This window comes from Mycobacterium sp. NPDC003323 (assembly GCF_053589535.1).
The window spans coordinates 44,671-69,264 of record NZ_JBSFSB010000022.1; the positions used below are offsets into that span (position 1 = coordinate 44,671).

The window sequence follows — 24,594 nt, forward strand, 5'->3', positions numbered from 1 at the left end:
ATCAATAGCGCCGCGCGTTGTAGATCGGCGCCGACGATATCGGGGCGACCTTGACCGGTGTGCCATAGGTGGATGCGTGCACCATGTTTCCCTGGCCGATGTAGATGCCGGCATGTGAGGCATCCGAATAGAAGGTCACGATATCGCCGGGCTGCAGCGATTCGATGGCTACGGGCTCTCCACCGGCCGCCAGGGCCTGGCTGGATCGCGGAAGCGACTTGCCTTCCTGCAGGAATGCCCATTTGATCAGCCCCGAGCAGTCGAAAGCAGCGGGGCCGCTGGCCCCCCAGGAGTACGGCGACCCGATGCGGCTCAGTGCGGCTTGCACCACAGTCGTTGCTCCTGCCGCGATTGGCGGCGCAGGTGCGGTATCGGGCAGCGCAAGGATGGCGGTGTCGGGCGGCGGCGCCGGGGCCGGGCCGGGATCGGCCAGCACGGCCTGCTGCTGCGGTGTCAGTGCGCGGTACTGAGCCTCGACCGCATCGATCTGCTCCTTGACGCGGCTCTGTGTGGCCTGCAGGTCGGCTCGCACCGCGGCGGCTGCCGCGGCGGCGGCGCGGGCCTGCGTCGCTGATTGCAGCGATGTGGCCGCAGCGGCTCGCGCTGCGGCCATCGCTGCGCGATGCGCCGTCATTCGTTCGGCCATTTGTTCTGCCATCAGCGTTTTGAGCGACAGGTCGTCGATCATGCGTTGCGGGGATGAGGCGACGAGAACGGCCGCTAGGGTGCTTGTCGATCCGGCCGTGTAGGCCGCAGCGGCGGCTTCGTCCACCGCTGCCTGATACGTGGTGAGCGCGGCATCCGAAGAAGCTGCAGCAACGCTGTCGATACGGCGACGCTCGTCTGCTGCCCGCTGGGCAGCCACCTTGGCTTCGAGGTCGATTTCGGCGGCGTACATCTGCTCGGTCAGGCGTTCGGCTTCACGCGCAAGCTCATTCATGCGTGCCAGTGCGTCGGCAGCGGGGTCTGCGTGCACCTGTCCGGCGCCGGCCAGCAGTAGTGCCGCGGCCATCAGGGCGAGCGCGTAGCAGCGGGCGCGGAAGTCTCGGGATCGCGCACGCGCGCGGACGTGATGCATCGGCTCTCCTCGCCTTCCCGGCTATTACGTATCTACTACGTAGATCACGGAAAGGTTACGGAAGATGGCGTCCGATGTCCATCCGAGATCACCGGATCGGCAATGCCGTTCCCGCATAGGCGAGTTGGCACGCTTACTACGTTGTGCCATAGTACGTATTTACTACGTACTATGGCACCGACTGCCCGTGAGGAACGACGATGACCAGCGGAACCGCCATCACGGCGAAAGTGCATTCCCTCAACCGGCCCAACATGGTCGCGGTCGGCACGATCGTGTGGCTCTCCAGCGAGCTGATGTTCTTCGCCGGCCTGTTCGCGATGTATTTCACCGCCCGCGCCCAGGCCGAGGTATGGCCACCCCCGCCCACGGAACTGAACCTGGCGCTGGCGGTGCCGGTGACGCTGGTGCTGGTCGCGTCCTCGCTCACCTGTCAGATGGGCGTGTTCGCCGCCGAACGCGGTGATGTGTTCGGACTGCGCCGCTGGTATCTCGTCACCTTTGCGATGGGCTTGTTCTTCGTCCTGGGCCAAGGCTACGAATACATCAAACTCGTCGCCGAGGGCACCACCATCGCCAGCAGCGCCTACGGATCGGTGTTCTACCTTGCCACCGGTTTTCACGGGCTGCATGTGATCGGCGGGCTCGTGGCGTTCCTGATGTTGTTGGCGCGGACCAGGATGAGCAAGTTCACCCCGGCGCAGGCGACTGCTGCGATCGTCGTCTCCTACTACTGGCATTTTGTGGACATCGTCTGGATCGCGCTGTTCGCCGTCATCTACTTCGTGCGATGACGGTACGGGCGGCACTGGTCGTGATCACCGTCTGGATAGCCGGGTGTGCAGCGGCCCCACCTGTGTACGGGTCGACGTCGTCGGCGCAGTCACCGGGTATCTCGACGCCGGCGACGCATAGCTACGACGATGGCCACACCGATCAGTCATCGGCGGGTTCGAATCCGGCGTTCTGGATTCTGTCGGTCGCGGTGATCTGTCTGATCGTGATCGCGGCGATCATGCTGCGCGCCGGCCGGCCACCTCGCGCACACCTGTCGCGTAGTGAATCGCCGCTGGACCGGTGACGTGCACACGCGGACGTCTACTGAGTTACTCCGTATATAGTCGGTGGCACCGCCGAAGCGACGAGTTCCGGCACGGCGATGTCCCACCACCACGAAGGATGTACACAGTTGGCCCCGCTCACACGACTTCTCGTGACCCTCTTTGTGGTGATCACCGCGCTCATCGGTGCCGGGGTGTATCTCTCGGTCCGCGACGCGGCTTCGCCGACACAGGCTCAGGTGGATGACCCCGGTCAACTTGTCCGTGGTGATAGTCATCGCCTCAACACCGCCGACGACAGCGATGTCACCTTCGTCGAGTTCCTGGACTTCGAGTGCGAAGCATGCCGGGCCGCGTTTCCGCTCGTGGAGCAGTTGCGCGCCGAGTACGGCGATCGGGTGAATTTCGTCGTCCGATACTTCCCCATCCAATCCCACTTCAACGCCGAGCGGGCTGCACGAGCCGTCGAAGCCGCCGCCGGTCAGGGCAAGTTCGAGCCGATGTACAAGAAGATGTTCGAAACCCAGGCCCAGTGGGGTGAGCAGCAAGTCCCCGCCGACGCCACGTTCCGCGGGTTCGCCACCGAGCTCGGTCTGGACATGACCGCGTTCGACGCCGCCTACAACGATCCCGCGACCATCGACCGCATCAACGTGGACGTCGCCGACGGCGAGGCTCTCGGTGTGCGGGGCACACCCACCATCTTTGTCAACGGTGAGCAGCTGGAGTTCAGGACATACGAGGACATGTCGGCTGCCCTCGACCAGGCTCTGCAGAACTGACCGGCACTGCCATGCGCATCTCGCCCGCCCGCACGCGTGTCATCGCGGTCCTGTCGATGGCATCGATGCTGTTCGTGGTAGCGGCAGCTACATCCGCTCATGCCGAGCCTGTCCAACCCGTGGTTCCCGGCGATACGCCGGCCGTTCCGGCAGGCCAGAATCCCGAACCTTATGTCGGCCGAGCTGTCTTCGCCCCGCCGACGTTCAACCCGCTCAGCGGCTCGACGGTCGGGGTAGCCAAGCCCATCATCATCAACTTCCAACGCCCCATCGCGGATCGGCCCATGGCCGAGCAGGCCGTACGCATCTCCTCTGAACCGGCGGTCCCTGGCAAGTTCTACTGGATGAGTGACACTCAGTTGCGCTGGCGACCGCTGGAATTCTGGCCTGCCGGGACCACCGTCAACATTGATGCCGGCGGGACGAAGTCGAGCTTTCGAACCGGCGATGCATTGGTGGCCACCATCGATGACGCCACCAAACAGATGGCGGTGATGCGCAACGGTGAACTGGTCAAGACCATCCCCGTGTCCTTAGGGAAGCCCGGCTACGAAACACCCAACGGCACTTACTACGTGCTGGAGAAGTTCGCCGACATGGTGATGGACTCATCGACCTACGGGGTACCGATCGACTCGGCCGAGGGCTACCGGATCAGAGTTCAGGATGCCGTACGGATCAACAATGCCGGGATCTTCGTCCATGGCGCGCCATGGTCGGTGGACGATCAGGGCGTGCGCAATGTCAGCCATGGATGTCCGAATCTCAGCCCGGCCGACGCTCAATGGTTCTTCGACAATTTCGGCAGCGGAGATCCGGTGGTCGTCAAGAACTCCGTGGGAGTCTATGACGACAACGACGGCGCCCAGGACTGGCAGATCTAGATCTTCATCCTGATCATTGAGAATCGATGTCCACGAGATACGCTTCAACGGGCAGATCGATATTGCGCAATCGCAAGGCCCCCAGGGGTGCCGCGGTGAGGCCACCCTGGTGCCCGGCCGCAGACACGGTGGCGTGATCGGCGATCACCTGGCCCGGTCGCGCGACTGCCACCAGCCTGGCCGCGGTGTTGACGGTGGCACCGAACACATCCCCACCCCGCCGCACCAGCGGTCCCTCGCTCATGCCCACGCGTAACAGGGGAAAGCCGCTAATGCGGGAAGTTTCGCGGTTGAGTCGACGCAGAAAACCGACCGCAGCCACGGTAGTGGCGCAGGTGACCATGACGGCGTCACCGATCGTCTTGACCATCTCATCGCCGGGCCCGAGGACGCTTGCAGCGATCTCGGCAAAGGAAGTCGCCAGCTGCGCGGCGCGGTGATCCCCATGGGCTTCGGTGTAGGTCGTGAACCCGGTTATATCTGCGAACACCACCACCGACCGCACATCCTGATGGTCGAAATCACCTGTGCTACAGCGACTAGCCGCGTCGATCATGAGCCTGACGCAACGTCAGTCGGGGTCGGCGTCGCGAGCAGGCGCAGTGCGTTGAACACGACGATCAGGGTGGAACCTTCGTGGATGAGGACCGCCGGGCCGATACCCAGACCGAAGACAGTCGCCGGGATCAGTACGGCGACGATGCCCAGGCTGGCCCACAGATTCTGCTTGATGATGCGCGTGGACCGGCGACTGAGGTCGACAGCGAAAGGCAGTGCTTTGAGGTCGTCGGCCATGAGCGCGATATCGGCGGTCTCCAGCGCCACGTCCGAGCCGGCGGCACCCATGGCGATGCCGACATTCGCCCGTGCCATCGCGGGCGCATCGTTGACACCATCACCGATCATGGCCACCCGCCCACGGTGCGCACGCAAGGACGCGATTTCGGCCACCTTGTCTTCGGGCATCAGGTCACCACGTGCGGTGGCCACGCCGACCTGCGCGGCGACAGCGTCGGCGACACGCTGGTTGTCCCCGGAGAGCATGACGGTTTCTTCGATGCCGAGGCGTCCGAGGCGCTTGATGACCGCTGCTGCTTCGACGCGCGGCACATCCATCAGGCCGATCACTCCCAGCCAGCGATCACCGGCACGCACCAGCATGGTTGTGCGGCCCAACTGTTCGAGAAAGTCGACATCGGCCGACAACTGAGTCGGAATCTGTTGGCCCGCTTCCTCGAAAAGACTGCGCTTACCGATGCGGACATCTAGCCCATCGACGGTCGCGGCGATACCACGGCCGGTCATCGCACGAATATTGCTCGGCTGAGGCAACGCCGCCCCGGACAGTCGCGCACGGCCGTCACGGACGATGGCGCGTGCCAACGGGTGGTCACTTTGCTCTTCAACGGCGACCGCGACCGAGAGCAGTTCGGTGTCGTCGGCGCCGGAGGTGGCGATGACATCGGTAATCTGTGGCCTGCCCTGGGTGAGGGTCCCGGTCTTGTCGAAGGCCAAGACCTGCACGCGGCCCAGTTCCTCCAGCGCGGCACCGCCTTTGACGAGAATGCCGGCCCGCGCGGCGCGCGCCACCGCGGACAGCACCGCGCTCGGTGTGGCGATGGCCAACGCACACGGGCTGGCCGCCACCAGTACAGCCAGCGCGCGATACATCGTCGCGGTGAACGGTTCGTCGACGATTAGTCCGGCGAACAACAGCAGCACAACCCCGGCCAAGATGGTCGGGACGAAGATACGTTGGAAGCGGTCCGTGAAGCGTTGAGCAGAGGTTGTTTTGGTCTGCGCCTCGGCGACGAGGCGCACCACACGCGCCAACGTCGAGTCTGCCGCGCGTCGGGTTACCTGGATCTCGATGGCGCCGGTGCCGTTGATCGTGCCGGCGAAGACGCGTCCCGATGCATCGACAAGTTCCGGTGCCGCGGCGGCGGCCGCGATGTCGGCCACCGGACTCTTGTCCACCGGGACGCTCTCGCCGGTCACCGGGGCCTGATCGATACTGCTCGACCCGGCGACCACAAAACCGTCGGCAGCCAAGCGCACGTTGGGGCGGACGACGACGATATCGCCGACGCGAAGGTCGGCGACCGGGATCTCGATGGCATCCCCGGTGCCACCGCGCCGCACCAGAGCTGTCTTGGGCGCAAGTTCAGACAGTGCCTCGATCGCACTCCGTGCGCGGCCCATCGCGTAGCCCTCAAGCGCGTGGCCGACGCTGAACAGAAACAGCAGCAGAGCACCCTCGGCAACCTCACCGAGTGCAGCGGCGCCCGTCGCTGAGACCAGCATCAAGAAGTCAATCTCGAACTTGCCGTACCGCACACTCGCGTACGCCTCTTGCACGGTGTAGAAGGCACCGAAGAAGAAGGCCAGCGAATAGGCGATCACCTCCACCGTACGTGGGGTGTCGGCAAAGCTCGCCAGGGCCCAGCCCGCAACCAGCAGTGCCCCGGACAATCCCGCGAAGATGAGTTCACTGCGTTCTCCGAAGATTCCGCCATGACTGTGCCGATGGCCGTCGTGAGCGTCGCCGTCATCGGAGTGGCCACCACCGGCGTGTTCGCTGTCGTGCTCGGGGGTTCCAGGCTCCGTGACGGACGGGAGATGGTCGCTGATCAGTTCGACTAGTTCCTGGGCGGTGACGCGTGCGCGTTCGAACTCCACGACGATGGCGGCCGACGTGACCTCCGCGGCCACGACACCCGGCGTAGCACGCAACTGGGCGAGGGCTGCGCGGGTCTTTTCGCCGGGCATCGTCTCGTCCAGTGACCGACTGAGGTGACCGTAGCGGGTATTGATGGTGGCCGCCGCGCGCTGCGCTCGACGTGCGACATCACCTTCGCCAACCTCGGCAGCGTCGTAGTGGACACACAGTTGCGGCGTGCGGCCCTCCCCTGCGATGACGTGAGCCTGCTTGATGATCGTCTGTGCGGCAAGGTCATACGTCAATCGCTCAGCGCAGCGCTGGTCTCCGTCGGGGAGCAGGTCCGCCAGGGCGAGGGCCAATGAGTTCACCGCGGGGGAAGCGTTGCGTCCGGCATCACCGCCGCATTCTCGTTCCGTCATACATGCAACTATACGCATGTGTGCATATGAGTAGTCAATCCCCGAGTTCAGGTGCGGACGTGTTCGTCGTCGAGCCGGGTCACGTCGCCGTCGTCGGGACCGTGCGCACGGCCGATATGGGCCTCGGCCCGCATCCGCTCGACCATGTGCGGGTAGTGCAGCTCGAACGCCGGACGCTCCGAACGGATCCGGGGCAGCTCGGTGAAGTTGTGCCGCGGCGGCGGACAGCTGGTGGCCCACTCCAGGGAGTTGCCGTAGCCCCACGGGTCGTCGACCACGACGGGCTCGCCGTAACGCCAGCTCTTGAAGACGTTCCACACGAACGGCAACGTCGACACACCCAAGACCAGCGCACCGACCGTGGAAACGACATTGAGTGTGGTGAAGCCGTCGCTGGGCAGGTAGTCCGCGTAACGACGCGGCATCCCGTCATTGCCCAGCCAGTGCTGTACCAGGAAGGTGGCATGGAAGCCCAGGAAGGTCAGCCAGAAGTGCAGCTTGCCCAGGCGCTCGTCGAGCAGGCGGCCGGTCATCTTCGGGAACCAGAAGTAGATGCCCGCGTAGGTGGCGAACACGATGGTGCCGAAGAGCACGTAGTGGAAGTGCGCGATGACGAAATAGGTTTCGCTGACCTGGAAGTCGATCGGCGGGCTGGCCAGCAGCACCCCCGACAGGCCACCGAGCAGGAAGGTGATCAGGAAGCCCACCGAGAACAGCATCGGTGTCTCGAAGGTCAACTGCCCCTTCCACATGGTGCCGATCCAGTTGAAGAACTTGATACCGGTCGGCACCGCGATCAGGAACGTCATGAACGAGAAGAACGGCAGTAACACCGCACCGGTGGCGTACATGTGGTGCGCCCACACCGCGACCGACAGCGCCGCGATACCCAGCGTGGCGTAGATCAGGGTGGTGTAACCGAAGATCGGTTTGCGGCTGAACACCGGGAAGATTTCGGAGACGATGCCGAAGAACGGCAGTGCGATGATGTATACCTCGGGGTGGCCGAAGAACCAGAACAGGTGCTGCCACAGCAGCACACCACCGTTGGCCGGGTCATAGATGAGCGATCCGAGATGCCGATCCGACAGCAACGCAAAGAGCGCGGCGGTCAGCAGCGGAAAGGCCAGCAGTACCAGGATCGAGGTCACCAGGATGTTCCAGGTGAAGATCGGCATCCGGAACATGGTCATACCGGGGGCGCGCATGCAGACCACGGTGGTGATCATGTTCACCGCACCGAGGATGGTGCCCAAACCGCCGACTATCAGGCCGACGATCCACAGATCCGCGCCGGCGCCGGGGGTGTGGATGACGTTGGACAGCGGCGTGTAGGCGGTCCAGCCGAAGTCGGCGGCGCCGCCGGGGGTGATAAAGCCGCCCATGGCGATCAGCGCGCCGAAAAGGAACAACCAGTAGGACAGTGAATTGAGCCGCGGGAAGGCGACGTCGGGCGCGCCGATCTGCAGCGGCAGAACCAGGTTGGCGAACCCGAAGACGATGGGGGTCGCGTAGAACAGCAGCATCACGGTGCCGTGCATGGTGAACAGCTGGTTGTACTGCTCGTTGGACAGGAACTGCAGCCCCGGCACCGTCAACTCCGTGCGCATCAGTAGCGCCATCAGGCCGCCCGCCATGAAGAACCCGAAGCAGGTGACCACGTACATCATGCCGATCACCTTGTGATCGGTCGTGGTGATCATCTTGTAGATGAGGTTGCCTTTCGGGCCCATCCGTGGCGGGAACGGACGCCGTGGCACGAGTTCTCCGGCCGGGGGCGCTTCGGCTACCAACGAATCCTCCTGATATCGGCTGCAATCCACGACAGATCACCACAATCTACTGACTAAATACGTAGACTAACGTACTGAGTAAATACGTACTAGTGGATGTAGTAAGTCAATCCGTGCCGCGCCGCGTTCCAACACCTACTGGCGCGTGTGCCGGCAGCGGCGAGACCCCGTGTTCGCCCGGGAACTCAAGACCCCCCGATGCCTCAGGTGCGCGGGGCAGGCTCAGCTGGGCGGCCGCGCCACAGCCGCCACATTCCCCACCACGCGGCCGGCGCAAGCGCAACCACCGTGGCCATGCCGGGGACGTAACCGACGCCCATCGGCGCCAGCCAGGGAAATACCAACCAGTGGGCCAGTTCTGCGATGCCGAGTGAGGCGAAGAAGGTCCACGCCAGATACGGTCCCAAGGGGTGCTCCATGCGCATCAGCACAGGCACGAGTAGCCACGCGCCCACCGAGACCACGACGAGCGAAATGACCGGCGCTGAGGCGATCTCAGGTGTCTGAACCCCGGTCACCGACGACAGAAAGGCGAAGAAGCCCCACTGCTTCTCCTCGATTCGGTGGGCGATGAACAGCACAAGGGCGAGCCAGTACGGCACGTGGATATCAATCCAGCTGCCCCTCGCGGGCACCAGCAGCCACAGCACAAGTCCCCCGACGAAGCCGGCGCTGAACACCAGAGCGGCCAGCGCCCCCAACGCCCAGAATCCGAGGACGAGCGCGGCGGTACTGAGGCCGACAGCATGGATCAGTGTTGCGTGATCGGACGGAATCGTTGCGCGTACGCGGGATGGCTTATCGGTCATCGGGGCGCTCCTGCGACGCCGACGGCGCGAACTGTCCATCGGCGGCGAAGCTTCGGCCACACCGCGAAGATGACGACGCACCACAGTGCGATGAGCGCCGTGGTGATCGCGATGGCGCCGCCGATGCGCTGGTCAGCGAGCAGCTCGGTGTGCCACTGCAGCTGTAGCGATCGGTAAAACGATTCCCCGAGCACGTCGCCGCGCCTGCTCACCAGCAGGCCCGCCGTGAAATAGGTTGCGGGCACGGCGATCAGCATCGCCGCTCGCCGCCGGGGAGCATCCGCCGATCTGCTGATCACGGCGAAGAACAGACAACCCGTCACCAAGAGATAAAGGTTGGTGAGCACATGGGCGCTGTGATTGCTCACTGACACGGTGAAGATCGTCTCGGTGTGGAGCACGACGATGCCGCCGATGAATGCCACAGACACCACCAGCGGATCGGAGGCCGCTCGCGCAAGTGGGGAACCCAACGCTGTGAGCAGCCACTCTCGTGGGCCCGGTACCGCCGCTGTCGCCGTCCTCGGCAAAGCCTGTAGCGCCAGGGTTACTGGCGCGCCCCCCACCAGCAACACCGGGATGACGGTCGACAGCAACACCTGGACCAGTATGTGCATGCTGAACATCGCGGGCATATAACTGCCCAGCCCCGATGAGGTCGCCGCCAGCAGAGCGGCGCAACCACCGAACCAGCAGATGCTGCGCGGCAACGGCCATGGCGTCTTTCGTCGTCGCAACCGACGCACCCCACGTAGGTAGAGGGCCGCAAGGACGACTGCGAGTGTCCCCAGGATCAGGTCGAAACGCCAGTCGAGCAGGATGCGTGCCGTGGTGGGCGGACCGGCAGGTTCGAAGCCGATGGCCATTTGCGCAGCCGACGGTTCGACCCGATTCGCCGGCGGCGGCGTGCGACTCAGGCCCACCGCGATACCGACGGCCACCGCGAAGATCAGTGCCTCGGTCAGCCCCAGGCGCACCAGGGCTTGGCGAGCGGATGTGTTGTCGCGCAACGCATTGACCACGGATCGGCGCTGTTGCCAGCCCAGCATCCCCAGCGCCACCAGTGCCAGTGCCTTGGCGCCAAGCAGCAAGCCGTACTCGCTGAGGAGGTCTGCCGGGGTGATCCTCAGGGCGGCGTTGATGATGCCACTGGATGCCACCGCCACAAAGCACCACAGGGCCATCGTCGAGAATCGCCGTACGGCGGTGTCCAGATGGTTTCCGACCCGCCGGGCGTGGGTGAGCAGAGCCAGCAGTCCGCCCATCCAGAGGGCAGCAGTCATCAGGTGGATGAGCAGACTGTTGGTCGCGATGTCGTGGGCGCCACCGGAGGAGGAATGGCCCGACAACCCCAGCGGCGCCAAAGTCATCAGTGAGGCCAGCAGCAGCAACGGTGTGGGGGCCCACCGCAGCACCGGGATGCTCGCCACCGCGACCACCGCGGCCAGGGCGGCGGTCCACCGCCAGGCGTTGGTGATTTCGACAAGGTCGGCGGCCGTCCAGATATCGCCCAGCCCAAGCTGGTGCAGGGGTAGCCCGGAGACGTCCGAGACGCTCAGGGCCACGAGGAGCGCTGCGCAGGTCGCCCACACCGCGCAGGCCCAACCCCCGAGTCGAAGGGCGCGATAGCCGCCCACATCGAGGACGCCGTTGGGCTGGGCAGGAGTCAGGAACGCCGCGAAGAGGAATCCGCCGACGGCGATCGCGGCGGCGATCTCGCCTGCCGCGCGCACCGCAGGTAGGCCGTAGGTGGTGATCGGTCCGGGATCGGGCAGGCCGGTGGCCGTCAGTGCGTCGGCCAGTGACACCGCTCCGATTACCGAGGCTGTCGCGGCGGACAACACGGCCACTGCCACGAGGGTGATGAGCGAGGTGCGTCGAGCGCCGACTGGGCGGGTCATTTGCGGGTCCTGACCGTGTCGGCGGCTCTTGGCTCAGCTTCGGGCAGCAGCTTGCCGACCAGTCGGTCGAACTCTTCGCCCCACCCTGCATTGTCGGTGCGTGCCAGGCCACCCATCTGCACTGTCAGATCATCGGTCGTGTCGTTGCGGCGGATCGTCACCCAGATGCGTCGACGGCGGATGGTCAGTGACACCAGGAGGCCGGCCATCATCGTGATCGAGAACACGAGCACCCATATTTGGGCGGGATCGTGAGATACCTGCAGGCTGACGAAGTCGGTGACCGCATCGAAGCGCACCACTGTGCCGTCTTCGAGTTGGGTCTGTTCGCCGAGGCTCAGATTCACCCTCGCCATCCGGATGAGCCGGCCTTGGCCGATCATCCGCTTGTCGAGGGCAAAGATGGACTGTGGGCGGCCGGTATCGAGACCGGTGTCGCCTTTGTAGATGTCGATGGCTACAGCGGGGTCGTCGGCGGCGGGGAAGGCAGACGAGAGCAGCGTGCCGTCGAGTCTCTTGGTCGGCGCGAACAGTCCTTCTATCGCGATCTGATTCTTGCGGCGTTCATCGGGGTCGGGGTAGCTGCCGGCCGGCGGATCGAAGCGCATGGCTCCTGACGACAGCAGCGTCTGCAGTTCCTCGGGTTGCCACTGCAGTGTCTGGCTGCGGGTCTGTCCGTCGGGAAATGTGACGGTGAAGGTCGGAGCGTATCCGTGGCCGAGCAGGTAGACCCGGTTGCCACCCACGCGCAGCGGCTCGTTGACTTTGAGCTCATAGGTGTTCCATTCGGAGGTGGCCAGGCTTTCACCCGCCTGGTAGCTGATGTCAGCGGCGAAGCCCACGGCTTGGCCGCTCGGCAGGAAGTTGGCCGTGAAATCGTTGACACGCAGGCAGATCGGATAGAGGCCGGTGCCGTCCACGGTTGTGCCCGGGCGAAAGGCATCGAAGGCCGCCGGTGAGGCTGAGCAGAATCCGGGTCCGCCATCGGCGAGCACGATCACGTTGCCCTCATAGCCGAACAACTTTCCCGCGGCCATCGACACCAGCAGCCCGATCAGCGAGAAATGAAACGCCAAGTTGCCCGCCTCGCGCAGATACCCTTTCTCGGCTGATATTTCGATGGTGTCGCCGTCTTGCCGAATGGATCTGCGCCACCCGCGCAAGCGCTCTTCGACGGTGGCGCCGAGGATGTCGGGGTCGGCGCGCACCGTCATTACGCGATGTTTGGGCAGTCGGGTGAGGTTTCGGGGCGCGCGTACCGGTGTGGCGCGCAGGCTGCGGGCGTGGTCGACCAGTCGGGGCGTGAGGCAGCCGATCAGGGAGACGAACAACAGTACGTAGATGGCCGTGAACCAGACACTGGAGAAGACATCGAAGATCTGCAGGCGGTCCAGCCAGGGACCTAGACGTGGATTGTCGGCGATATAGCCGGCCACGGTGGTCGGGTTGACCGGCCGTTGCGGCCACAGCGCACCGGGTATCGATGCCAGTGCCAACAGGAACAGCAGCACCAGTGCGGTACCCATCGATGTGAGGGTGCGCCAGGTGTTGCGCACGAATGCCACGGCGCGTGTCACCATGCTAGATCCGCCAACACACCTATCGGCTTCATGCACGCCGAGTTCGCCTTCACCACCAGTACCGCACCGCCGTCACGAATCATCTCCATTACGCACCTACTACGTAGACTAGTAAATGTAGCGAACGCGAGAACAGCCGCCAGCGGCCAGTTGACCGCCACCGAGCCGCTTTTCAAACATATCAATAGCCGTTACTATGTTGATATGACCGAGCGTTCTATCGACCTCTGCGATCTGCTCTGTCTCGATCTGCCGCACGCGGAGGCCATTCGCGCCTCGTTACCGCACCAGCCTGCCGTCGAGTCCGCGGCGCTGGCCGCCAAAGCGCTTGGTGATCCCACCCGACTGGTGATCGCCACCTCGCTGCGCGGCGGTGAGGAGCTGTGCGTCTGCGATATGGCCTGGGTCGTCGGCGCTACACAGAACCTGGTGTCCCACCATCTGCGACAACTCAAGAATGCAGCGCTGGTGGCCTCGCGCCGCGACGGCAAGTTGGTGATGTATCGCCTCACCGACCTTGGGGAACATCTGACCGCTGCGGTCCTCGGGCCGAATGCCGCGAAGCGCGCCGACCATGTCTGACGCATGCTGCGGACCGCGACCCACCGCAGCAGACCAGACCGATTACGGTCCCGAAAAGCTCTGGCACGTCCGCGAATTGCAACTGGCGTTGGTGGCGGCCGTACTGTTGGCCGTTGGCTGGGCGGTCGGCAAGGCCGGACTGGCGGGCATCACGATAGCGCTGGAACTGGCGGCCGGCGCCATGGCCTCGGCCACCTTCGTCCCCGATGCACTACGCAATTTGCGTCGTGGCCGTATCGGTGTCGGAACACTGATGACCATCGCCGCTATCGGCGCGATCGCACTCGGCCAGTTCGCCGAAGCCGCCCTGCTGGGGATCTTGTTCTCCATCGCCGAAGGGCTGGAGCACTACGCAGTGACCAAGACCCGACGCGGGCTGCGCGCCCTGCTCTCGTTGGTGCCCCCCAAAGCTTCGGTCCTGCGAGGTGGCGCCGAAATCACCGTAGCTCCTGAGGAAATTGTCGTGGGCGACACCATGGTGCTGCGACCGGGCGAGCGGGCCGCCACCGACGGAACGATCACCGCCGGCCACACCAGCTTGGACTTGTCGGCGATCACCGGTGAGTCGGTGCCGGTCGAGGCGGGCCCGGGGACTCCGGTGCACGCGGGCGCCATCAACGGCGGCGGTGCCGTCGAGATCGAGGTGAGCGCGTTGGCTGCCGACAGTTCGTTGGCCCGCATCGTGCATATCGTCGAGGAAGCCCAGGAACGTAAAGGTGCCGGCCAACGCCTTGCCGACCGCATCGCCCGGCCACTGGTGCCGGCCATCATGGTCTTGGCGGCGGGGATCGCCGGACTCGGCGCACTGCTGGGTGACCCGATGCTGTGGCTGGAACGGACCCTGGTCGTGCTGGTCGCCGCCTCACCGTGTGCGCTGGCGATCGCGGTCCCCTTGACGGTGGTCTCGGCCATCGGCGCCGCCAGTCGGCAGGGGGCGCTGGTCAAGGGTGGCGCCGCTGTCGAGGAACTGGGCCGTATCAAGGTTATTGCCCTGGACAAGACCGGCACATTGACTCGCAACACGCCGCAGGTCGTGGAGGTCGTGACCATCGCAGGGCACGCCGAGGCCGACGCGGTGCAGTTGGCCGCGGCGCTCGAGTCACGCAGCGAACATCCCCTCGCTCAGGCGATTCTCGCCGCCACCGGCCCGGTGCCGGCCGCCACCGATGTCACCGCCGTCACCGGCCACGGCATTGAGGGCCGCCTGGGCGAGTCGACGCTGCGACTGGGGAAGCCCAGTTGGGTGGATCCGGGCGTGCTCGCCGACGATGTGGCACGGATGCAGGGCGCCGGGGCGACGGTGGTGGTCCTGGAGCGCGATGGCCTCACCTGCGCCGCGATCGCAGTCCGCGACGAGCTGCGCCCCGAAGCTCCCGAGGCGATACGTCTGCTGCGCCGTCTCGGTATCGACGTCGCCATGCTCACCGGGGACAACACACTGACCGCCGAGTCGCTTGCGGCACAAGCCGGTATCCCCACCGTGCGGTCGGAGCTGCTTCCGGAAGACAAGGCCCGACTACTCCCCGAAGTATCCCGTGGGCGTCCCATCGCGATGGTGGGTGACGGCGTCAATGATGCGCCCGCGCTCGCCACCGCCGATATCGGAATAGCCATGGGCGCCATGGGTACCGATGTGGCGATCGAGACCGCCGACGTCGCGTTGATGGGCGAAGACCTGCGGCACCTACCGCAGCTGATGGCCCACTCACGACGAGCGCGCCGCATCATGGTCCAGAACATCGGGTTCTCGATGGTGATCATCGGATCATTGATTCCGTTGGCGGCATTGGGCGTGCTCGGCCTGGCCACCGTGGTACTCATCCACGAGGCCGCCGAGGTCTTGGTCATCCTCAATGCCATTCGTGCGGCGCGCACCCGCCCGCTACCCGGTTTGACCTCTGCGCCGGTCAACTCCTCGACACCACACCATGTCGACATCGGCGCCGCTCCAGAGCCGCTGGATGCGTGCTGCGCCGCGCCACCGGCGCCGAAAGCCCTAGCGATTCCGTTGACGCCGACGCCAGCGGGCACGGCCGCCGATGACTGTGACTGCTGCGGATCGACGGAGGCGGCCCCGCATATCGAAGCCAGCTCACAGGACGGCGCGCCAGGACCGCGCCGGTGAAGCCCACCGAGCCGTGACAGGGTGGCGCGCAGCGGCCTGGCGCCACGTGGGGCGACTCGGTGCCGCCATTGTCGGCGGTGTGTTGGTCTGGAGCAGCTTTCCCCCGATCGGATGGTGGCCCGCAGCAATCGGGGGCTGCGCGCTGCTGGGCTGGGCGCTCACACATGGGCGTCCTGGGGTGCGCGCAGGGTCGGCGTACGGATTAGCCTTCGGTCTGGCGTTCTACCTGCCTCTGCTGCCGTGGACCGGAGCCCTGGTGGGCCGGGTTCCCTGGCTGGCCCTGAGCGTGCTGTGCGCACTGTTCCCCGCGGTCTTCGCTGCTGCCGCCGTAATGCTGCGACCGCTACCCGGATGGCCGATCTGGTGGGCCTGCGCCTGGACCGCTGTCGAATGGCTCAAGTCCAGTGTTCCTTTCGGCGGATTCCCGTGGGGCGTATTGGGATTCGGGCAGTCGAACGGCCCGCTGGCTCAATTGGCGCCGTGGGGCGGCACGGCACTGGTCTCCTTGACCGTGGTGCTGGCCGGGTTCGGTGTGACGGCGGCACTGACGTCGGCACCCGGACACCAGCTGCGGTCAGTGGCCGTCCCAATTGCGGCGGTTGCGGCGTTGGCGGTGCTCGCCGTGGCCACCGGGGCCGGCTGGCAGCCTTGGCGATCCGAGGACCGCCGTGCCTCGGTGACGGTGGCCGCAGTGCAGGGCAACGTGCCGCGTCTCGGACTTGACTTCAATGCCCAACGACGTGCCGTGCTCGACAACCACCGCAGGCAGACCGAGTTGCTGGCCGCGGAAATCGGCGCCGGGCGTCTCCCCCAGCCTGATCTGGTGGTCTGGCCCGAAAATTCCTCGGATATCGATCCGCTGGCCAATCCCGATGCCGCAGAGCAAATCAACGCGGCTGCGGATGCGGTGAACGCACCGATCCTGGTAGGAGCCGTTCTGGCCGGACGTGACCCGGAAAAGGGCAGCCGGAACACCTCGAACACCGTGATCGTGTGGGCACCCGGCCATGGGCCCGGCGCACGGCACGACAAGAAGATCCTGCAACCGTTCGGTGAGTATCTGCCGTATCGCGCCTTCTTCCGGCTGTTCTCCGACTACGCGGATCGCGCAGGCTTCTTCGTACCCGGCGACGGGCCCGCAGTGGTCCGCGTCGGTGATATCACCGTGGGTGTTGCGACCTGTTGGGAGGCGGTGTTCGACCGCGCACCGCGCGAATCCGTCCGCAACGGTGCACAGATTCTGGCCATCCCGACCAACAACGCAACGTTCAACGAGACAATGAGTCGGCAGTTTTTGGCCTTCGCCAGAATCCGCGCGCTCGAACACCAGCGTCCAGTCGTGGTCGCGGGAACCACCGGTGTCAGCACAATAATCACCGCGGACGGTCAGATCATCGACGAGACCGAGTTCTTCACCGCGGACCACCTGGTCAGCACTCTGGAGCTGAACCGAGACCTCACGCCGGCCACCCGATTCGCTCCGTCCCTCCAAACTGTCCTCACCGGGACGGCGCTCCTCGCGGGACTCGTGTCAGGAATCGTCAGGCGTCGCGCACAGCCCGTCGGGGCGACGCTCCACCCATGACGGCCCCATGGCGACCAACGCATCCACCCGGTTTCTACTGACCAATATAGTACTAATTGCTTCAGTATGTGATGCGGTGAACATGCAGTTCAGGGCGATTCATGCTGCCATGCGGATCACTGCGTGACCGTTCGAACGTCGCGACCGGGCTTGCTGCACAGCCATCACTGGGTTAGCGTCTCGCGATATAACAGAACGATAACGGCGCGGGAAGGTGGCAGGTTGGTTCGGCAGCGACGCGCTGCGCGCCCTCACGCGCCGGCCGAGCATGTAGGCGACGCCGTCACCGAGGTCATCCCGGCCGTGAGACCGCGCTTGAGCCGCCAAGGCCGCTTACCCAAAGACCTGCAGGTGCTCATCGCTCCAGAGCTCGACGATCTGAATGATCATGTCGACATTCCTGCTTTGATCCTCCTCGGCCCTGGCGGCGAATCCGCTGTCGGGCAACCTCTTTTGCTGCCCACGGTCAGACCAGCCCCCATGGACCCGATACGTGGTAAGCACCGACCGCCGTCACATCGCAAGAGCCGCAACGCCGTCGGTGCCGCGCATAGTCGCGTTGTCATCGCCGGCATGGCAGCCGGAGCGGTAGCGGCTGGGGCACAGGTGATGTCACCGGACACGCCGTCCGGGGTCGGGATCGCAGCAACCCAGAACCAGCTCTCGCAGGAACCCGCGGGCATACAGATCGTCCCGGCACTGAACACGTCGGACTCCGCAGTGCACGTCGAGGAGTTGGCCCGCGCTACGGCTTTCGCCCAAGAGCGCGCGCAGCGCGAGGCGGTGTTGCGGCGCCCTCAGTTCGTCTTTCCCACTTCGGGCATCCAGACATCAGCATTCGGCACGCGCTGGGGCACCCTGCACGCAGGCCTGGATATCGCCAACACCATCGGGACCCCGATCTATGCCGCTGCCGACGGCGAGGTCATCGCCGCCGGTCCCACGGCGGGCTACGGGATGTGGGTCAAGATCCGCGGCCGGGACGGAACGGTCACCTTGTATGGCCACATCGACTCCGCGACGGTCCAGGTCGGTGACCGAGTGATGGCCGGCGACCAGGTGGCCACCATGGGCAATCGCGGAAACTCCACTGGTCCTCATCTACATTTCGAGGTGCATCTCAATGGATCGACCAAAACCGATCCGACGTCGTGGCTGCGCGCTCGGGGAGTGCGCATATAAATGTCACCCGCTGACTGGAACGCCACGCGCGCGGTTGCCGCGAGCGCTCCTGTGACACCGCGGGCGGCCGACACCGTAAACTCACTACTGACTTAATCAGGAGGTTGTTTCATGGCGCGGGTGCGTGGCTTCGGAGAACTCGAAGCGTCCATCATGGACCGGCTGTGGAATCGCGACTCCGACGCGACGGTGCGCGACATCCTCGCCGAGCTGAGCACCGAACGCGACATCGCCTACACCACCGTCATGTCGACGATGGACAATCTGCACGGCAAAGGGTGGTTGTCGCGTGAACGTGACGGACGCGCGTACCGATACCGGCCCACCCTGACCAGAGAAGAGCACAGTGCACGTCTCATGTTGGAGGCTCTCAACGGTGGCGGCCGTTCAGAGGCCGTCCTGAGCCACTTCGTGGAGCAGATCGATGCGGCGGAGTCTGCCGATCTGCGCGCGGCCCTGCGGCGACTGGCCCGCAAGTCCTCACGACGATGACCGTCGCAGCCGCCCTCCTGCTCTACGTCCTGGTCGTACTCGCGGCTGGGCCACAGTTGCTGGCTCGGCTCGCCGCCGACGGCATCGCACCCCGGCTGGCGATCACGGCCTGGTTGACAGCGGTGGTGACGGTGATCGGAAGCTCGATCGTGGCGATGGCGCTCATTCTGATCGAGGCCGCCGGGCACTGGGACAGCCCCGACGCCCTCCTCGCGTCCTGCCTTGAGCGGCTGCAAGCGATCCTCATGGGCCACTCCGGCTGGCCCTCTCAGCTGGTGGCTGCAGCGGCCGTCGCCCTTGCCGGCGGCGGATTGAGCGCTGTGACGGTCCGTACCGTTCGAGCGTTGAGCCGGATGCGCACTCACACTCTCGATCATGCCGATGCTGTCCGGTTGGTCGGAAGGTCCGCCGGTGGCGATGTGGTCCTCATCGACGCGCCCGAACGCGCGGCTTATTGTGTCGCCGGTAGGCCGGCGGCGATCGTGGTGACCAGTGCCGCCGTGGCCGCATTGGATAAGCCACAACTGGCGGCCGTGATCGCCCACGAACGGGCCCACCTGCGGGGGCGCCACGCGCTTATCGTCGCCGGAGTTCGGGGTCTCGCCGCAGCGCTGCCCAGGATCAGGTTATTCGCGGCGGCAGCCTCAGAAATCGGATCACTGTTGGAGATGTGCGCCGATGATGTGGCTGCCCGTAAGCACGGCCATCAACCGTTGCTTGACGGTCTGCTTGCGCTATCGGGTGCCGCCGCGCCGACCCACGGGCTGGCCGCCGCCAGTGTCGCTGTGCTTGTTCGCGCGAAGCGCCTGACCGATCCTCCGAGCGGCTTGGAACAGATCCGGACCCGCGCCACACTCAGCGGTGCTGTCGCGGCGATGGCGGGGACCCCGCTTGTCATCACGGCGTTGGCGTTGTCGGGTGCATTGATCTGTTTCGCCTAGCAGCAGCGATCAGTCTGGCGTGCCTGCAGTGGGCGGCTCAGCCTGGTTGCGTCGCGGCCCCTCGTGCAACCCCCGTAGAAAAGCGTTGTACGCCGCCAACTCTGCATCACTGTTCTCGATATCGGCTTCGCGCCTGCTGGACTCCGACTGTTCGTCGCGGCGCCACCGAATGGCGAAAATCAGCACCGTCAACAGGGCAATAGGTTCCCCGTAGGACCACGCCAGCGCCCCCGCAACCGCCTGATCGGCAACGGGATCTACATTCCACTGAGGCGGCGGGCTGGAGAAGGTGTCGGTGAGGGCCCGCGGAGCCATCATCAGGATGACGCCGATGAAAACGTGCAACGGCATCTCGAGAAAGATGTCGAAGAATCGGCCGAGGTTGCTCTGCCGGACCGGCAGTGGCCCCGTTGACAAGATCGGCACGATGAACAGCAGACCACTGACCAGAAAGAACACCTGCAGCATCAGATGACCGGCCACACTGGCCGCCGCAGCATCGAACAGGTCGGACAGGTACAGACCGTAATAACTCAACAAGAACAGCGGGATGGTCAGCCCTGGGTGCAGTGCGATACGACTGGCGCGACAGCGCAATCCAGCCAATGCGGCAATCAGCACACAGCGCCCGAGCCCATGATGAGGCGTAGACCTCAGCAGCAGGCGACCCGGCGCCCCCAGCACCAGCAGGGGCGGAACCAGGATCGACAGCGTCAGATGCTGAAACATGAACGCACTGAACAGGCGGTACCCATAACCGTCGATAGCCAGACCAGTGACTGCCGCCAAGGCCGAACAACCGATCATGAAGCTCACCGTTCGAACCCAACTCCATTGACGGCCTTGCGATCTCAGCGCTAACAGCGCCCCCAGATACCACACCGCCAAGCCGACCGCCACCGCCGGCAGCGCCGGAAACGGCGGCACGAACCAATCGAACATCCGCAGAACCGTTGGCGGCTCCGCGGGCAAGATCACCTCACCGAACACGGATCTTGGTCTCATACACGCGGCTCAGCGGCCAGGCGTCGAACCAATGGTTCGAGGTCCTCGGCGAGCAACGCACGCAGGAACACCGCAGCCACGCGATGCTCGCGGTCCAAGACAATCGTTGACGGGATCACCGCCGTGGGATACCGGTCACCGAAGGCGATCATCGTACGCATCGACGGGTCATAGATCGATGGGAAGGTGACCTTGCGGTCGTTGATGAAATCAACTGCAGCTTGACGATTGTTGTCGCGAACGTCGATACCCAGGAAGGCGACGCCATCGGCACGCGTCGCGTCGTACACCTGTTGCAGCTCTGGCATCTCGGTGCGACACGGGGCACACCACTGGCCCCACACATTGATCACGACGACCTTCCCGGCGAAATCGTCCAGAGACACCGTGCGACCGACGTCCATAAGGTCCGGCCCGCTAACTTGGCCCGGCCGACCACGGTCTGCTGGTGGGTCAAAGAAGATGTCGACTTTCCCACCGGGGGCGACGAATTGAAATGTGGACCCCTGGGCAACCGTGCCGGCACCGGTCGAGCAGCCTGCGGTTGCACTGAGCACCGTCAATGCCATCACCGCCGCGACGATCCTTCGCCACCCGCCTACTACCCCGTCCGACTTCACCCCCGCAAATCTACTACGTAGAAGATACGTAGTATGTGACACGGTCAGCGGCCGCCGCGGCCCCCTGAATGGATGGAACAACGTGAACACAGCAGCACGCCTGCTTGCGACAGGCCTGATGGCATCAATATTCTGGATCGCTGCAGCGGGGACCGCCGCCGCGCACACCGCCTTGGTCAGCTCTGACCCCGCCGAACAAAGCTCGGCGCCGGTGCCGCCGACCGCGATCACCCTCACCTTCAACGAGGATATCAACGCGACCTTCGCCAATGTCGTCCTCAACGACTCCGCCGGGCGGAACTGGATATCGACCACACCCCAGATTCAAGGCCCCACACTGACCGTCACGGTGGGGCCGGGCCAACCGCCCAATGGCGAATACACCGTGGGGTACCGCGTGCTGTCCGCAGATGGACACCCCGTGTCAGGGTCCTACACCTTCACCATCGACGCCGACTCCGCAGTGAAGGCGCCGCCATCACCACCTACCGAAGCCCCCGCGCCCAGCACGACCGCCACTGCCCAGCCATCCTCAAACAAAGAAGCTTCAAACGACGAAGGCGGCACCTCGACCGCAGTACTTTCGGCGGGAGTCGCCGGTCTCGCCGCAGGCGGCCTGATCGCCCTGTGGCAGGCCCGCAAACGCCGCCGCAACCGCAACTCAACACCCGGTGCGGAATTCCCCACAAGTCCGCAGTCCCCGGACATCGAAAGGCCATCCACCTAAAGCTCCTCGAATGCCTTGAGCCGTAGGGGCAGTCGCCAGAGGTCACAGCTGTGTGACAGAAGTGACCAGTGAGGCTGAGCTCCTATACGCTTCCCGCATAGTACGTAGTTACTCAGTAGATTCTGGCTGTGCGGAAGCGGAGGGTACTCCCATGGGCTCCATCGATCGACCCCTACGCATGTCCTGGGCGATCCTGCTGGTCTCCGCATTGACCGTGAGCGGACACGGTTTGGCTTCAGCCGATCCGAACCAGACGCAACCAGGTACCGTCGCCACACTGGTCGGCGACGTGGCACGCGCCGACCAGAACCTTGCCGATCTGCAGGCAGGCATTCACAGTCAGCAAGAGATCGTCATGAAAGCCCTGCACGAGCTTGAGCGAGCACGCGATGCCGCCGATATCGCAGACCGCACACTCGAGGCAGCACGACAACAGACACAGCAGGCCGCCGACGTTGCGGGCCGTACACAACAGCGATTCGATGAGTTCGCGGCGTCCCAGTATGTCAACGGTCCAGCCTCATGGCCCATCTCAGCATCGAACCCCGAACAAATACTTGACGCCGGGGCAACACAGCAGACGCTGGCACTGGCGTTCACTCAGGCCCGCACCGACCTCCAGCGCGCCCGTATCGAGCAGGCCAACACCGAATCATCAGCACGACAGGCCCGAGCAGAGGCAGGCATAGCGACAACAGCCGCCCAAGACCGTTACGACCAAGCGGTGCAGACACTTCGCACCACTAAAGACGCGTTCGCGCAAAAGCAAGTCGAAATAGAGACCGCAGCAGACCAAGCCCGCGCCACACGGCAACGCCTCGACGACGCGCTGCGCTCATCGCCTGCTCCCGCACCGGGTGCCCCCGAATCAAGCTGGGACGTCGACCCCGCGCGCCAGCAGGGTGCTACCCAGTGGAGCCAGACGATTCCGATCGTCCCCGGGGCAAATCTTCAGGATCCTGTAGCCATCATCAACTCAGTGCTGCAGATCTCTGCAGCCTCGGCGCAGATCACCGCAGACCTTGGCCGCCGCTTCCTCGTCAAACTGGGCCTGATACCCGCGTCTGCTCCTGCCACGGCGGCCGCGCCGGGCGGCCGAATTCCCCGACTGTACGGACGGCAAGCCATCGAGTTCAGCATCCGCAGAGGCATGTCACAGATGGGCGTCCCCTACTCGTGGGGCGGAGGCAACGCCGGCGGCCCGACGAACGGCATCGACCAGGGCGCCGGCACAGTCGGCTTCGACTGCTCCGGGCTCATGGTCTACGCCTTCGCTGGAGTCGGCATCGACCTGCCGAAATATTCTGGAGCACAGTATGATCTGGGTCGCCGCGTACCGGTAGCCGAAATGCGCCGCGGCGACCTGCTGTTCTGGGGACCCGGTGGCAGCCAACACGTCGCCCTGTACCTAGGTCAAGGGCAAATGCTCGAATCTCCATTCACTGGTTCGCAGGTACGCATTGCCCCCGTCCGGCCAAGCGGAATGACCACTCACGTCGTCCGACTGATCGAGTCCTGACCCATTACGCGCCAGTGAGTCACCACAACAACAGCCGCCGCAGCTGTCGATTGCAAAAAACGATGGCGAACGGCACCTGGTCTAATTGCGCTTTTTCAAGACTGCCACGAATGGGGCCGCTGTTGTCGATGCGTGCCCATGGACCAAAGAACTGGGGGCGGTGACATCTACGGCCTCGGCCTTAGCGCCCCCGTCGGCGCCTTGTCGCCGATGCCTATCGTCAAGGATATTTCTCCCGGTTCTGGCGCTGTAGACGTTTCAGGGCCCTCCGCCGGCACGCAGTCTGCCGAGATGGACCCTGATCTTTCCGATTCTGGTTGTTTGGATTCGGGTGAGATCACGGGTGATATTTTCAAATGGGTATGGAGCGCACACGATTTCGTGTCCATGGTCACGATAATCACCGTTGTGGCGGTGAGTTTGTTCCTTCATGAACATGATCTTGATTGGGCGGTTGGCATAGTAGCTGTCATCGCCACTGTTCTCATTTCGCGCCGTGACCCGCACTGAAACAGATCATTTCTGCCGCCGCCGCGGCGGCGGCCGCCGACCCTTTCTGTCGCGGCTTCTTTTTCTCTCCAGCAGCGACAGAAGTACCGTCGAGTTTTCATCCAGGTGTCAGGATTACACGTTGATCCTGACGAGGGATAACGGTGCCCAGTTCGATGAGGACGTAGCTCGCTATATCGCCGCTGCGAAGAATGCGCAGCGCCGGGACGCGCGCGAGCCGTAACCCGTAAGCCTGCAGCGAAGCCGAGGCCGAAGAAGACGCCTTTGAAGGCATCGGTACAGCCGAAGACCAAACCCGCTGCGCTCGCTGCGCACATGTGTCGCCCTCCCGGCTAGG

At 64.6% G+C, this 24,594-nt stretch carries 23 protein-coding genes; 14 read left to right on the forward strand and 9 right to left on the reverse strand.

The window, feature by feature from the left end:
- Window position 1: 1 nt before the first annotated feature.
- Entirely contained in the window at window positions 2–1,078 is a 1,077-nt protein-coding gene (gene ripC / locus ACWDUN_RS27550; RefSeq protein WP_449933720.1) for a peptidoglycan hydrolase RipC, read from the reverse strand.
- 200 nt (window positions 1,079–1,278) lie between these two features.
- On the opposite strand from ripC, the gene ctaE reads away from it, so the two are divergent.
- The 4 genes from ctaE (at window position 1,279) to ACWDUN_RS27570 (ending at window position 3,805) form a co-directional block, all read left to right on the forward strand.
- On the forward strand, window positions 1,279–1,872 hold the full coding sequence (ctaE, locus tag ACWDUN_RS27555) for an aa3-type cytochrome oxidase subunit III (RefSeq protein ID WP_449933721.1): 594 nt from the start codon (window positions 1,279–1,281) through the stop codon (window positions 1,870–1,872).
- Window positions 1,869–2,159, forward strand: coding sequence for a hypothetical protein (locus ACWDUN_RS27560; RefSeq protein WP_449933723.1), 291 nt, complete (start codon window positions 1,869–1,871; stop codon window positions 2,157–2,159). The genes ctaE and ACWDUN_RS27560 overlap by 4 nt, the downstream gene beginning before the upstream one ends.
- 108 nt (window positions 2,160–2,267) lie before the next feature.
- On the forward strand, window positions 2,268–2,921 hold the full coding sequence (locus tag ACWDUN_RS27565; protein ID WP_449933725.1) for a DsbA family protein: 654 nt from the start codon (window positions 2,268–2,270) through the stop codon (window positions 2,919–2,921).
- 11 nt (window positions 2,922–2,932) lie between these two features.
- Window positions 2,933–3,805: a L,D-transpeptidase gene (locus tag ACWDUN_RS27570; protein WP_449933727.1), complete on the forward strand. Its 873-nt coding sequence runs from the start codon at window positions 2,933–2,935 to the stop codon at window positions 3,803–3,805.
- A 13-nt stretch (window positions 3,806–3,818) separates the two neighbouring features.
- Here ACWDUN_RS27570 and ACWDUN_RS27575 read toward each other — a convergent pair whose 3' ends face one another.
- The 6 genes from ACWDUN_RS27575 to resB form a co-directional block, all read right to left on the reverse strand.
- On the reverse strand, window positions 3,819–4,361 hold the full coding sequence (locus ACWDUN_RS27575; protein WP_449933729.1) for an adenylate/guanylate cyclase domain-containing protein: 543 nt from the start codon (window positions 4,359–4,361) through the stop codon (window positions 3,819–3,821).
- Complete coding sequence (locus ACWDUN_RS27580) at window positions 4,358–6,886, reverse strand: heavy metal translocating P-type ATPase (protein ID WP_449933730.1); 2,529 nt, start codon at window positions 6,884–6,886, stop codon at window positions 4,358–4,360. The genes ACWDUN_RS27575 and ACWDUN_RS27580 overlap by 4 nt, the downstream gene beginning before the upstream one ends.
- Before the next feature lie 47 nt (window positions 6,887–6,933).
- Window positions 6,934–8,679 carry an aa3-type cytochrome oxidase subunit I gene (gene ctaD, locus ACWDUN_RS27585; protein ID WP_449933732.1) on the reverse strand — a complete coding sequence of 582 codons (1,746 nt, stop codon included), beginning with the start codon at window positions 8,677–8,679 and terminating at the stop codon, window positions 6,934–6,936.
- A 203-nt stretch (window positions 8,680–8,882) separates the two neighbouring features.
- Window positions 8,883–9,488, reverse strand: a complete 606-nt coding sequence (locus ACWDUN_RS27590; RefSeq protein WP_449933734.1) for a hypothetical protein — start codon at window positions 9,486–9,488, stop codon at window positions 8,883–8,885.
- Window positions 9,485–11,389, reverse strand: coding sequence for a cytochrome c oxidase assembly protein (locus ACWDUN_RS27595; protein WP_449933736.1), 1,905 nt, complete (start codon window positions 11,387–11,389; stop codon window positions 9,485–9,487). The genes ACWDUN_RS27590 and ACWDUN_RS27595 overlap by 4 nt, the downstream gene beginning before the upstream one ends.
- On the reverse strand, window positions 11,386–12,969 hold the full coding sequence (gene resB, locus ACWDUN_RS27600; RefSeq protein ID WP_449933737.1) for a cytochrome c biogenesis protein ResB: 1,584 nt from the start codon (window positions 12,967–12,969) through the stop codon (window positions 11,386–11,388). Before resB ends, ACWDUN_RS27595 begins: the two co-directional genes overlap by 4 nt.
- Window positions 12,970–13,173: 204 nt before the next feature.
- Here resB and ACWDUN_RS27605 point away from each other — a divergent pair, with 204 nt between their 5' ends.
- The 6 genes from ACWDUN_RS27605 (at window position 13,174) to ACWDUN_RS27630 (ending at window position 19,876) form a co-directional block, all read left to right on the forward strand.
- The gene (locus ACWDUN_RS27605; RefSeq protein ID WP_449933739.1) at window positions 13,174–13,551 is read left to right on the forward strand and encodes an ArsR/SmtB family transcription factor; all 378 of its coding nucleotides are present in this window, start codon (window positions 13,174–13,176) and stop codon (window positions 13,549–13,551) included.
- Window positions 13,544–15,676 carry a heavy metal translocating P-type ATPase gene (locus ACWDUN_RS27610; RefSeq protein ID WP_449933740.1) on the forward strand — a complete coding sequence of 711 codons (2,133 nt, stop codon included), beginning with the start codon at window positions 13,544–13,546 and terminating at the stop codon, window positions 15,674–15,676. Before ACWDUN_RS27605 ends, ACWDUN_RS27610 begins: the two co-directional genes overlap by 8 nt.
- Before the next feature lie 13 nt (window positions 15,677–15,689).
- Window positions 15,690–17,261, forward strand: coding sequence for an apolipoprotein N-acyltransferase (gene lnt / locus ACWDUN_RS27615; RefSeq protein WP_449933742.1), 1,572 nt, complete (start codon window positions 15,690–15,692; stop codon window positions 17,259–17,261).
- 315 nt (window positions 17,262–17,576) lie between these two features.
- Complete coding sequence (locus ACWDUN_RS27620) at window positions 17,577–18,443, forward strand: M23 family metallopeptidase (RefSeq protein ID WP_449933743.1); 867 nt, start codon at window positions 17,577–17,579, stop codon at window positions 18,441–18,443.
- Between the two features lie 111 nt (window positions 18,444–18,554).
- Window positions 18,555–18,935, forward strand: coding sequence for a BlaI/MecI/CopY family transcriptional regulator (locus ACWDUN_RS27625; RefSeq protein WP_449933744.1), 381 nt, complete (start codon window positions 18,555–18,557; stop codon window positions 18,933–18,935).
- Window positions 18,932–19,876 carry a M56 family metallopeptidase gene (locus ACWDUN_RS27630; protein WP_449933745.1) on the forward strand — a complete coding sequence of 315 codons (945 nt, stop codon included), beginning with the start codon at window positions 18,932–18,934 and terminating at the stop codon, window positions 19,874–19,876. The genes ACWDUN_RS27625 and ACWDUN_RS27630 overlap by 4 nt, the downstream gene beginning before the upstream one ends.
- A gap of 9 nt (window positions 19,877–19,885) precedes the next feature.
- Here ACWDUN_RS27630 and ACWDUN_RS27635 read toward each other — a convergent pair whose 3' ends face one another.
- Complete coding sequence (locus ACWDUN_RS27635) at window positions 19,886–20,881, reverse strand: cytochrome c oxidase assembly protein (RefSeq protein WP_449933746.1); 996 nt, start codon at window positions 20,879–20,881, stop codon at window positions 19,886–19,888.
- Window positions 20,878–21,450 (reverse strand): TlpA disulfide reductase family protein, encoded by a 573-nt coding sequence (locus ACWDUN_RS27640; protein WP_449933770.1) that lies wholly within the window; start codon window positions 21,448–21,450, stop codon window positions 20,878–20,880. Before ACWDUN_RS27640 ends, ACWDUN_RS27635 begins: the two co-directional genes overlap by 4 nt.
- Before the next feature lie 133 nt (window positions 21,451–21,583).
- Between ACWDUN_RS27640 and ACWDUN_RS27645 the strand changes: the two genes are divergently transcribed.
- The 4 genes from ACWDUN_RS27645 to ACWDUN_RS27660 all read left to right on the forward strand — a co-directional run bounded on the left by ACWDUN_RS27645 (window position 21,584) and on the right by ACWDUN_RS27660 (window position 24,480).
- Window positions 21,584–22,228, forward strand: a complete 645-nt coding sequence (locus ACWDUN_RS27645) for a copper resistance CopC family protein (RefSeq protein WP_449933747.1) — start codon at window positions 21,584–21,586, stop codon at window positions 22,226–22,228.
- Window positions 22,229–22,379: 151 nt separating this feature from the next.
- Window positions 22,380–23,747, forward strand: coding sequence for an NlpC/P60 family protein (locus ACWDUN_RS27650; protein ID WP_449933748.1), 1,368 nt, complete (start codon window positions 22,380–22,382; stop codon window positions 23,745–23,747).
- Window positions 23,748–23,957: 210 nt separating this feature from the next.
- A complete protein-coding gene (locus ACWDUN_RS27655; RefSeq protein ID WP_449933749.1) occupies window positions 23,958–24,257 on the forward strand; it encodes a hypothetical protein in 300 nt (99 codons plus the stop codon).
- Entirely contained in the window at window positions 24,244–24,480 is a 237-nt protein-coding gene (locus ACWDUN_RS27660) for a hypothetical protein (protein ID WP_449933751.1), read from the forward strand. Before ACWDUN_RS27655 ends, ACWDUN_RS27660 begins: the two co-directional genes overlap by 14 nt.
- Window positions 24,481–24,594 lie beyond the last annotated feature (114 nt).